We start from the raw sequence: 11242 nt of genomic DNA, 5'->3' as shown, positions 1-11242 counted from the left end.
AAACTCGTTCGCCCAGCACGCGCAAGGTCGCCGCTTCCTCACGGGAAGGCGCGATGCGTAATGTATTCGTGCGAATTTCGGCCATGACACATCAATAGCATGCCACTGTATATTTGTACAGTACTCGGTCAATACGCTTGAGCGCTCTGCCTCACCGGCCTGAAGGCTGGTGCATCCCGCGCGACTTGGTGAAAATATCGGCCATGCACCGCCGGACAAGGCGGTGCATGGGTTTGAAGCTGTTTAGCGTGAAGGCACTACCGCGGCGGCGGGTTTCTGCTGCCGCACCGGTGCCCCGAGCGCTCGCAGCGTTTCCTTGACCGTGGAAATCCGCACGGCAAGATCCGGGCTGCGTACTTCTATGCGCAGCTTGTCCTGGCCCGCGAGCTTGATGTGCTTGTGCTTTTGCACCATCTCGATGATCTTCATTGCATCGACGGGCGGGTTCGGGATGAACTGCAGCGCGATCGCATGCTCGGCTGCATCGATCTTCACAATGCCCAGCGGCTTCGCCGCGAGCCGCAGTTTGTGGGTCTCGACCAGCGCGTTTGCCTGGGGCGGCAGCTTGCCGAAACGGTCGATCAACTCTTCCAGAATCGCGTCGATGGCATCGCTCGACTCGCAGTTCGCCATGCGTTTGTACAGCGACAAACGCTCCTGGACGTCGCCGCAATAATCGGCGGGGAGGATCGCGGGCGCGTGCAGGTTGATCTCGGTCGTGGCGGCCAGCGGCGCGTTCAGGTCGGGCTCGCGGCCTTCCTTCAGCGCTTTCACGGCGTCGTTGAGCATGTCGGTGTAAAGCTGGAAACCGATCTCCTGAATCTCACCCGATTGTTTGTCGCCGAGCACTTCGCCCGTGCCGCGAATCTCCAGATCGTGCATGGCGAGATAGAAACCGGAACCGAGTTCTTCCATCTGCTGGATCGCTTCCAGCCGCCGTTGCGCCTGTTTCGTGAGCGCGGCCGGATCGTGAACGAGCAGATACGCGTAAGCCTGATGGTGCGAGCGCCCGACGCGCCCGCGCAACTGATGCAGCTGCGCGAGGCCGAATTTATCGGAGCGATGAATCAGGATCGTGTTGGCGCTCGGCACGTCGATCCCCGTTTCGATAATCGTCGTGCACAGCAGCACGTTCGCGCGCTGGCCGACGAAATCGCGCATCACGCGCTCGAGTTCGCGCTCGTGCATTTGCCCGTGCGCGACCGCGATGCGCGCTTCCGGCACCAGCGCTTCGAGCATCGCGCGCCGGTTTTCAATTGTCTCGACTTCGTTGTGGAGGAAATAAACCTGTCCGCCGCGTTTCAGTTCGCGCAGCATCGCCTCGCGGATCACGCCGTCTTCTTCACGCCGGACGAAGGTCTTGATCGCCAGGCGCTTTTGCGGCGCGGTGGCGATCACGGAGAAGTCGCGCAAGCCTTCCAGCGCCATGCCGAGCGTGCGCGGAATGGGCGTCGCGGTGAGTGTCAGCACATCGACTTCAGCGCGCAGCGCCTTGAGCGCCTCCTTCTGCCGCACGCCAAACCGGTGCTCCTCGTCAATGATCACCAGCCCGAGCCGCTTGAACACCACGTCGGTGGAGAGCAGCTTGTGCGTGCCGATCACGATATCGACGGTGCCGTCGTTGATTGCCTGAATCGATGCCGAGACTTCCTTCGTGCTCTTAAAGCGCGACAATTCGGCGATTTTCACGGGCCAGTCGGCGAAGCGGTCGGTGAACGTGTTCGTGTGCTGTTCGGCAAGCAGCGTGGTTGGGGAAAGAATGGCGACCTGTTTGCCGCCAAGCACCGCGATAAACGCCGCGCGCAACGCCACTTCCGTCTTGCCGAAGCCGACATCGCCGCAAACCAGCCGGTCCATCGGCTTGCCGCTTGTCATGTCGCCGATCACGGCCGTAATTGCCGCGGCTTGATCGGGCGTTTCCTCGAAGCCGAAGCTCTCTGCGAATTTTGCGTAGTCGCGCGCGTCGAGCGGGAATGCATGACCCTGGCGCAGCGCCCGGCGTGCGTAGAGGTTGAGCAGTTCGGCGGCGGTATCGCGGATCTGCTGTGCGGCCCTGCGCTTTGCCTTGTCCCACTGGCCGGAACCGAGCGCATGCAGCGGCGCGCTTTCCGGGTCTGCGCCGCTGTAACGGGAGATCACGTGCAGTTGCGCAACCGGCACGTAGAGCTTGCTTTCGTTCTGGTATTCGAGATGCAGGAACTCGGTATCGCCTTCGCCCAGATCCATCGATACCAAGCCCATGTAGCGCCCGATACCATGCTGCGCATGCACGACCGGATCGCCGATTTTCAGCTCGGAGAGGTCGCGCACCATTGAATCGACGTTGCTCGCCTGCTCCTGGCGACGACGCCCGGCGCGGCGCGTGAGCTGTCCGTATAGCTCCGTCTCCGTGATGATCGAGATCGCTTCGCCGGGCAACGCAAAGCCGTTCGCGAGCGGCGCTACACCCAGCGAGAATTTGGCATCGCCGGTGAGCCATTGCTGGAAGGTGTCGTCGAGCGAGGCGCGCAGGCCGTTATCGGCAAGCAGTTGCTGGATCGTCTCGCGCCGTCCGGCGGATTCAGTCGCGAACAACACGCGGTTTGGCGTCTGTTCCAGATAGTGACGTAGCGCGAGCAGCGGATCTTCGGCGTGACGGTCGATGGCAAGGCTGGGCAGCGGCACGGCCCAGCCGCCCTCGGGCATGGCTGGAAACTTGATTTGCGCGAAGGGCTTGGCGAATGAGAAAAAGTCGTCATCGGTGAGAAACAGGCGCTGCGGTTCGAGCAGCGGCCGCTCACGATCGTGCGATAAAAAGTTATAGCGCTGCTTCGTGTCGTTGGTGAAGCGCTTGATGGCCGCGTCCATGTCGCCGACGAACGCCAGTTGCGCGTCTTGCGGCAAATAGTGGAACAGCGTGGCGGTTTCGTCGAAGAACAGCGGCAGGTAATACTCGATACCTGCAGCCGGCACGCCATTGCCGATGTCCTTGTATATGGATGAGCGGCTGGGATCGCCCTCGAACACTTCGCGCCAGCGGCTGCGAAAGGCGGTGCGGGCGGGTTCATCGAAGGGAAACTCGCGACCGGGGAGCAAACGTACATCGCGCACCGGATACAGGCTGCGTTGCGTATCGGGATCGAATGCGCGGATGGAATCGACCTGATCGTCGAACAAATCGATCCGGTAGGGCAGCGGCGAACCCATCGGATACAAGTCGAGCAGCGACCCGCGCACGCAATATTCGCCCGGACGCACGACCTGACTCACGTGCTCATAGCCCGCAAGCGTCAACTGGCTCTTCAGTTTCGCCTCATTCAGCCGCTCGCCCTGCGTGAACGAAAACGTGTACGCAGCCAGAAACGATGCCGGGGGCATTCGATACAACGCGGTCGTCGCGGGCACGAGCAGGATGTCGCAGCGGCCTTCGCCCAGGTCGTGCAGTGTCGCCAATCGCGCCGAAACCAGATCCTGGTGGGGCGAAAACGTGTCGTAAGGCAGCGTTTCCCAGTCGGGCAGCAGCCTGACGCGGGCATCGGGCGCAAAAAACGGAATTTCGATGGCGAGACGTTGCGAATCGACGGCGCTCGCGCACATCACGACCAATAACGGGACTTTTTCGCGGAAAGCGAGGTGATAGCGAGCCAGGGCGAGCGCGTCGGAGGAACCGGTGGCGCCATCGAAGGCAAAGCGCTGACCGGCTTTGACAAGTGCGATAGGAGACGTTGACTGTGAACTAACGGCTTTTGAAGGCATAAAGTGTGCGGGGAACCGTTCGCGTGCGAAAGTGCGCGCGGGACCGGTATGGTCGCGATGGACCTATTATAAAATCCGGGCTTCACTTTGACTTGGGCGTTTTCAACTCGTGACTTCCCGCCTGTTCGCCCTCATTCCGTGCGCCGGTTCTGGCAGCCGTTCTGGTGCACCGATGCCAAAGCAATACCAGACTATCGGCCGCCATCCGATGCTGCGTTATTCGCTCGCCGCCTTTGACGCCTGTTCCGAGTTCGCGCAGACGCTGGTCGTGCTGGCGCCGGGCGATCATCACTTCGATGACCGCCGTTTTGCCGGTTTGCGCTTCGCCGTGCAACGCTGCGGCGGGGTGACGCGGCAGGCGTCCGTGTTTAACGGCCTCGCGGCGCTGACCGGTTTTGGTGCGCGCGACGACGACTGGGTGCTCGTGCATGACGCCGCGCGCCCCGGGCTCACGCCGCAGATGATCCGCACGCTGGTGGCCGAGCTGAAGAACGATCCGGTCGGCGGGATTCTGGCGTTACCAGTCGCGGATACGCTCAAGCGTATCGAGGCTGAAGGCGTGGCGCACGACGAAGGGCGCATTGCACGCACGGAGTCGCGTAACGGGCTGTGGCAGGCGCAGACGCCGCAGATGTTCCGGCTGGGCATGTTGCGTGACGCGATCACGCGGGCGCAGCAAGACGGCCACGATCTTACCGATGAAGCCAGCGCTATCGAATGGCTCGGTCATGCGCCGCGTCTGATTCAGGGCAGCCTGCGTAACTTCAAGGTCACGTATCCGGAAGATTTCGCGCTCGCGTCGGCCATGCTCGGCGGGGTTTGATTCAGTGCTCACTCGCTTTACTTTCTAGGATTATCGATGGACTTCAGAATCGGACAAGGCTACGACGTTCACCAGCTGGTCGAGGGCAGGCCGCTCATCATCGGCGGGGTGAGCATTCCTTATGAGCGCGGGCTGCTCGGGCACTCGGACGCCGATGTGCTGTTGCACGCGATTACAGACGCGCTGTTTGGCGCTGCCGCCATGGGCGATATCGGCCGTCATTTTCCCGATACCGACGCGGAATTTTCCGGCGCCGATAGCCGGGTGCTGCTGCGCGAGGCATTCGCGCGTGTATCGGAGGCGGGCTTCGGGATCATGAACGTCGATTCGACGGTGATTGCGCAGGCGCCGAAGCTTGCGCCGTATATCGAGGCGATTCGCGCGAATATCGCGGAGGATCTGGAGTTGCCGCTGAATCGCGTGAATGTGAAGGCCAAGACGAACGAGAAGCTGGGGTATCTCGGTCGTAAAGAGGGCATCGAGGCGCAGGCGGCGGTGCTGCTGATGCGTACGGGTATAGACGCCTGAAACCGGAGTGCGTAAGAAAGACGCAAACAAAAACGCCACGCTGGCCGCGTAGCGTTTTGTTTCGCACTTCCAAGCCGAAGTGGCTTACTTCCCTTCAGCCGCAATCGCCAACGCAGCCGCGTTGATCACAGCAGCAATCCGCCCGACATCTCGCAGTTGGGTTGTGCTCATGCCTTCCCCGACCAGATTTTCGTAGTGCGACTTCACGCAGAAGTGGCACTTGCCGACAATCGATGCCGCCAGCGCATACATCTCGAAGCGCCGTTTATCGACGCCGCCATGCGTTGCATACGCATTCATGCGCAACGCCGCCGGCTGGGTCTTCAGATCGGCGTTATCGGCCATTTCCAGGTACGGATACCACACGTTGTTCATGCCCATCAACGCGGCAGCGGTCAACGCGCCATTCGTTTCCTCGGCCGACAACACGCCCGCGGCGCGGATCAAGCCAACAATCTTCGTGGCCTTGGCGGCATAAGCCGCGGCAAGCGCTACGCCCACGGCGTCATTACCTTCCAGCGATGAACGCGCGATCGTGCCATCCACGTTCAGGCGAATGTCCTTGGCGTAATCAGGAATAAGTTCTTTAATCGATGCGAGGAATTCCATAAATTTCTCCTATCTGATCAGCGATAAAAAAGCCCGCCGGCTCGAGCATGACTCGGAAAGCTGACGGGCCAGGGTGCCAAGCCACGAAGGGCCTTTAGCCGTACCTGCTTACAGCGTCGAACCGCCAACAGCGCGATTGCACGGGCACAGTTCGTCCGTTTGCAGGCCGTCGAGAATGCGCAGCACTTCTTCCGGATTACGGCCAACGTTCAGGTTGTTCACCGAAACGTGTTGAATCACATTGTCCGGGTCGATGATGAACGTTGCGCGCAGCGCCACGCCAGCTTCTTTGTCACGCACGCCGAGCTGGTCGATCAGCTCGCCCTTCACGTCGCCGAACGCGTAGTGGTTCAGCTTGCTCAGGTCCTTGTGCTCCCGGCGCCAGGCCAGCTTCACGAACTCGTTGTCCACGCTGCCACCGAGCAAGACGGCATCGCGATCAGCGAAATCCGTAGCCAGCTTGCCGAACTCGACGATTTCCGTCGGGCAGACGAACGTGAAATCCTTCGGGTAGAAATACAGGATCTTCCACTTGCCAGGAAACGACTGTTCGGTGATCTCTTCGAACGCCGACACGCCATTTTCTTCGTGATGATTGAAACCCGGCTTGGCAGCAGTAACGGTAAACGCTTCAACTTTATCGCCCACGGTCTTCATATGAATACTCCTGTGTTCGTTGGAAGAAAATTAACACTACTTGATCGCTGTAACGCTCACATGACGCACACCAAACTCGCCGACGAGCCGATGAATGCGTTGAACGAATCTCATTATATATCTATTGAATTATTTAATAAATAGTTTTTGACTAACAAGCCAAATAGCTTTTAACGAATGGACCGATAGCGTTCTCTGAGCATCGGCTTATCGGAAGGTGCGTTTTTCAATCGCCGGGAAGTCGATGGTGACCTCGAACCCCGCATGCGGATGGCGGTTGCGCAGGCGCAGCGTGCCGCGCTGCCGCGTGACAAGCCGTTGCACGATCGCCATGCCGAGCCCGGTGCCGTTGGCCTGCGTCCGAGCGGTGTCCACGCGATAAAACGGGCGCGTAATCAGCGCCACCTGATCTTCGGGAATGCCGCGGCCTTCATCCATGACCGACAACTCCACGCGCCCATGGTTCACATGCGTTTGCAGCGTGATCCGCGCGATGTCGTCCGCCGCGCTACGGCCGTACTTGCGCGCGTTTTCCAGCAGGTTGCCAATCACCCGCCGCATATCGGTCGGATCGCCTTCTATGACCGCGCCCTGCGCCAGGTCGGTCTTCATGACCACGCCGTCTTCCCCATAGAAACGCGCGGCCATTTCGCCGCCGATCAACGAAAGATCCACGGCTTCGGCCATGCGCTGCATCGGTCGGGCGTAATCAAGGAAGCGCCCGATGATCATGTCCATCTGTTCGATGTCATCGACCATCGCGAGTTTCGTCGCTTCGTCGGAGGGGCTCATTTCGGTTTCGAGCCGCAGACGTGCGAGCGGTGTACGCAAGTCGTGCGAGATGCCCGCGAGCATCAGCGCGCGGTCGGCATCGAGTTGCTCGAGGTCCTGCACCATCTGATTGAAACTGCGATTGGTTTCGGCGGCCACGCCCATGCCGCGCTCGGGCAACGGTTCGGGCGACTGCCCCGAGCCGACCTTGCGCGCCGCCAGCGCCAGCCGCGCGAACGGCCGGTTCACGAGGCTGGTGATGAACGCCGCGCCGAACAGCGATAGCGCGAGAGCGAAAATGCCCCAGCCGGCCCATTGCAGGCCGGTGACGTTATCGAGTTGATCGCGATCGAGCGCCACCCAGTAATCGTCGTCGTCGATCTTGAAGCTGATCCAGACACCCGGAATGTCGTTGACGGATTGCGCGATCACCGTGTCGTTGCCAAGCCGGCCGCGCACGTCGCGCTCGATCAAACGGTTAAGCGATTCGTCCGGCTGAAGGCGGTATTTATCGGTGGTCTCGCGCGGATACACGCGCACGCCTTCATTGCTTTCCAGATCCTGCAGCAACGCGCGGCGCAGATCGGGATCGGAGTAAAGGAGGGCAGTACGCGTGAGCTTGACGACCGCGACGAGTTGCAGCGCGACGCGTTGCGCGCGCGGTTCGCGTTCGATGACCCGAAAGCTCTGGAACCACGCAGCAATGCTGACCGCGATCAGCAACGCGATCAAGGCGAAGGTCCGCCAGAACAGGCCGCCGAACGCGAGCGTCAGTAGCCGCCTGTCAATCCGCATGGGTCGTTGATGCTCGTGCTCGTGGCGCGCACGGGGCGCGTTTGTCGGTACTCAATCAGGACTCAAATCCAGAGGACTCAGGTCTCACGCTGCGCCGTCGGGAATGAAGACGTAGCCAAGACCCCACACGGTCTGGATAAAGCGAGGGCTGCTCGGGTCCGGCTCGATCAGCTTGCGCAACCGGGAGATCTGGACATCGAGACTGCGGTCGAAAACTTCGTATTCACGGCCGCGTGCCAGTTCCATCAGCTTTTCACGCGACAGCGGCGCACGCGGATGACGCGCGAATACTTTCAGCACGGAGAATTCGCCGGTGGTCAGCGGGATTTCCTGGCCGTTCTTGGTCAGCGTGCGGGTGGCGAGATTTAACGCGAATTCGCCGAATTCAAAGACTTCGGTGGTTTCAGACGGCGCGCCCGGCAGTTCCGACGGAGATTGCCGGCGCAGCACGGCATGAATCCGCGCGACGAGTTCGCGCGGGTTGAACGGCTTCGGCAGATAGTCGTCCGCGCCCATTTCCAGGCCCACGATGCGGTCGACGTCTTCGCCTTTCGCCGTGAGCATGATGATGGGCGTACGGTCGTTGCTGCCACGCAGGCGCCGGCAGATCGAGAGTCCGTCTTCCCCCGGCAACATCAGGTCGAGCACGAGCAGGTCGAAACGTTCTCGAACCCAGAGCTTGTTCATCGACGGCGCATTTTCAGCGACATAGACGTTAAAGCCCTGTTCGCCGAGGTAACGTCGCAAAAGATCACGCAAACGGGGATCGTCGTCGACTACGAGTATTTTTGAGGGATTTTTGGTTTCCATGCCCGCATCTTAGCGCGATTAGAAAGAGCTGCTAGTTTGCGCCATTTCTAAGGTAACAGATAGTTACAAAATTTACGGTGAGCGTGGCACGACATAAAGTTTCTATGCGTACACTCCTTTACCTAAGCCCGTCATTCGGTGGATACTCCATTAGTACAATGATTGCACGTCAGCATCATGGCGGCATTAACCGTCACTGCTGCATGACACGCAAACACGCCAAAGAGCCTGAGACTGTCCGGTTGTCGAGCAACGAAGGGAACAACATGAAGGGAGCGCGGCGGCGCATACCTGTGCGCACCAAGCGCATCATCCGACTAACGCTGATCGCTAGCGCGTTTTACGCCGTGTTTGCCACGCGCACCGCCATGGCGCAACCATCGCAGTCTTCCAATCGCAGTTCGGCGGCGTCCGACCGGCCGGATTCGTCGTTGTCATCGTCGTCTTCCTCTTCGTCCGCATCGTCTTCCCGGTATTCGAATCCAGAGGGCGACAGTTCTGATTCCAACTCACATCCACTCAAGAAACGCAGCTTCGACGGCCGCTTCATGCGCGCTCAGCATCGCATGCAAAAGCCGTTGAATGACAGCCGCGACCTGCAGCCGCCCATGCCTGCACCGCAAAGCGATCCACAGCCACCCGCGCGGCCTCCGAGACACTCTGTGATGACCGCAGATGAACGGCGTCTGCTGCGCCAGCATATCGAGGAAGCGGTCAGGGATCTTTATAAGCGTTGAGCGCTTGGGTAGTTGACCAGACCCGCGATCAAGGATTGGCGGTTTTCAACTCCTGACGTGAGGCGCAACGGAGTCGACGTGGTCAACGGGCATCGACGCGTCGCCGTTGATTGACTTAGCACGGCTACCGGACCGCTCTTCGATGCCACTCTCCAGGCTTCTTCATTTCCACGTTGCTCGCGATTCCCGCATCGGCGTTGGTATCGGTACTGGCGCGATCGCGCTGTGCGTGATGCTGGCCTGCGCGCTGACGGCACAGGCGGCGCAGAACACTACGCAGCACCGGATGCGCAATGTGCATCGGACGGAAGAGGCAGCGCCCGATGCCGATCCACTAGACGCCACCGACGCCCGTTTCCTGCTCACCCGAACCGGCTTCGCGGCGAATGCGAGCGAGGTCGCGGTGTATATCGGCAAAACGCGTGAGGAGGCAGTCGATGCCTTGCTCGCCGGCGCACGCACCGAAGCCGCCACGCCGCCGCCCGCGTGGGTCACGGAGCCCATCCCATCGGCCGATATACGCCGTGCATGGGCACAGGATCAGCGCCGTGACGACCAGCGCGAACAAAGCCGTCGATACGACGAGTTGCGCGGCTGGTGGGTGCGGGAAATGGTGACCACACGCTCGCCGCTCACCGAGCGCATGACACTCTTCTGGCACGATCACTTCCCGTCCGCCGAAGAGAAGGTTCACTATCCGCAGCTCATGTTCCGGCAGAACGCGCTGCTGCGTCGCGACGCGCTGGGTAATTTCGGCGACTTGCTGCATGCGGTCTCGAAAGATCCCGCCATGCTGCAATACCTCGACGGCGCCGGCAGCCGCAAGGGCCGTCCCAACGAAAACTTCGCCCGCGAGGTGATGGAACTGTTCACGCTCGGTGAGGGACATTATTCGCAGCGCGACGTGGCCGAAGCCGCACGGGCCTACACGGGCTGGACGCTCGATCCGAATACGCTCGCCTACCAGTTCAATCCAAAGATCCACGACGACGGCGACAAGACCGTGCTCGGCCAGATGGGCAATTTCGATGGCGATCAGGTGCTCGACATCCTCCTTGCTCAACCGGAAACGGCTACCTTCATCACGACCGAACTGTGGCGCGAGTTCATCTCCGAGACGCCGGATCCGGCGCAGATTGCGCCGGTCGCCGAGCGTTTTCGCGAGTCGCATTACGACATCAAGACGGCGTTGCGGGGGGTGTTTTTATCGGAGGCATTCTGGGACGAGCGCAACCGTGGCGTGCTGGTGAAGTCGCCAGCGGAATTCGTGGTTGGCGCTGTGCGCGAGTTCGATATCGGTTACGCCGATCAGGACGCGACGCCGCTTGCCGCCCAGGTGCGCAATTTCGGCGAGAACCTGTTTTATCCGCCGAACGTGAAGGGCTGGCCGGGCGGTGAAAACTGGATCAACAGCTCTACGCTGCTCGCGCGCAAGCAGTTCATCGAACAGTTGTTTCGGGCGACCGAAGCACACGGCATGCGCCCGGCGACGGCCGCACGAGGACCGGTCAATCCGATGGCAAGCATGATGACGAACGCCGCCATGAAATCCGCGGCGATGCTCCCGCCGCGTCCTGGCTTGCGCTTCGATCTGGGCGCATGGCTCGCGCAATACAATACGACGCCCGACGCGCGCCCCGATCTGTCGACGCAATTGCAGTTGCAGCGCGCGGTTCTGGCGGTTTCCCCCGCCGATGCCATCGAACCCGACGTCACGAGCAGCGCGTATCTGCGGGTCTTGTTGATGGACCCTGCGTACCAGTTGAAATAGGCGGTC

Annotated in this window: 9 protein-coding genes; 3 read left to right on the top strand and 6 right to left on the bottom strand. The window is 60.8% G+C overall.

The genetic code is table 11. From position 1 onward, the window contains the following. Positions 1-243: 243 nt before the first annotated feature. The gene (mfd, locus tag M0D69_RS14200) at positions 244-3735 is read right to left on the bottom strand and encodes a transcription-repair coupling factor (protein ID WP_301782617.1); all 3492 of its coding nucleotides are present in this window, start codon (positions 3733-3735) and stop codon (positions 244-246) included. Positions 3736-3844: 109 nt separating this feature from the next. Here mfd and ispD point away from each other — a divergent pair, with 109 nt between their 5' ends. Both ispD and ispF read left to right on the top strand, forming a co-directional pair. Further along, a complete protein-coding gene (gene ispD, locus M0D69_RS14195) occupies positions 3845-4558 on the top strand; it encodes a 2-C-methyl-D-erythritol 4-phosphate cytidylyltransferase (protein ID WP_301782616.1) in 714 nt (237 codons plus the stop codon). A gap of 36 nt (positions 4559-4594) precedes the next feature. After that, entirely contained in the window at positions 4595-5086 is a 492-nt protein-coding gene (gene ispF, locus M0D69_RS14190; protein WP_301782615.1) for a 2-C-methyl-D-erythritol 2,4-cyclodiphosphate synthase, read from the top strand. A gap of 84 nt (positions 5087-5170) precedes the next feature. On the opposite strand, the gene M0D69_RS14185 is transcribed toward ispF, so the two are convergent. The 5 genes from M0D69_RS14185 to M0D69_RS14165 form a co-directional block, all read right to left on the bottom strand. Beyond that, positions 5171-5695, bottom strand: a complete 525-nt coding sequence (locus tag M0D69_RS14185; protein ID WP_122171793.1) for a carboxymuconolactone decarboxylase family protein — start codon at positions 5693-5695, stop codon at positions 5171-5173. 108 nt (positions 5696-5803) lie between these two features. Then, positions 5804-6352, bottom strand: coding sequence for a peroxiredoxin (locus tag M0D69_RS14180; RefSeq protein ID WP_047896861.1), 549 nt, complete (start codon positions 6350-6352; stop codon positions 5804-5806). Positions 6353-6559: 207 nt separating this feature from the next. Continuing rightward, positions 6560-7918: an ATP-binding protein gene (locus tag M0D69_RS14175; protein WP_301782614.1), complete on the bottom strand. Its 1359-nt coding sequence runs from the start codon at positions 7916-7918 to the stop codon at positions 6560-6562. 84 nt (positions 7919-8002) lie between these two features. Further along, positions 8003-8728, bottom strand: a complete 726-nt coding sequence (gene ompR / locus M0D69_RS14170; RefSeq protein WP_031359745.1) for a two-component system response regulator OmpR — start codon at positions 8726-8728, stop codon at positions 8003-8005. A gap of 340 nt (positions 8729-9068) precedes the next feature. Then, positions 9069-9236, bottom strand: coding sequence for a hypothetical protein (locus M0D69_RS14165; protein WP_301782613.1), 168 nt, complete (start codon positions 9234-9236; stop codon positions 9069-9071). 515 nt (positions 9237-9751) lie between these two features. Between M0D69_RS14165 and M0D69_RS14160 the strand changes: the two genes are divergently transcribed. Then, complete coding sequence (locus tag M0D69_RS14160) at positions 9752-11236, top strand: DUF1800 family protein (RefSeq protein WP_301782622.1); 1485 nt, start codon at positions 9752-9754, stop codon at positions 11234-11236. Positions 11237-11242: the final 6 nt, after the last annotated feature.

The organism is Caballeronia sp. SEWSISQ10-4 2 (genome assembly GCF_030464885.1).
Taxonomy (GTDB): Bacteria; Pseudomonadota; Gammaproteobacteria; order Burkholderiales; family Burkholderiaceae; genus Caballeronia.
The sequence above is the reverse complement of the archived record's forward strand: the minus strand, read 5'-3'. Positions and strand labels throughout refer to the sequence as shown.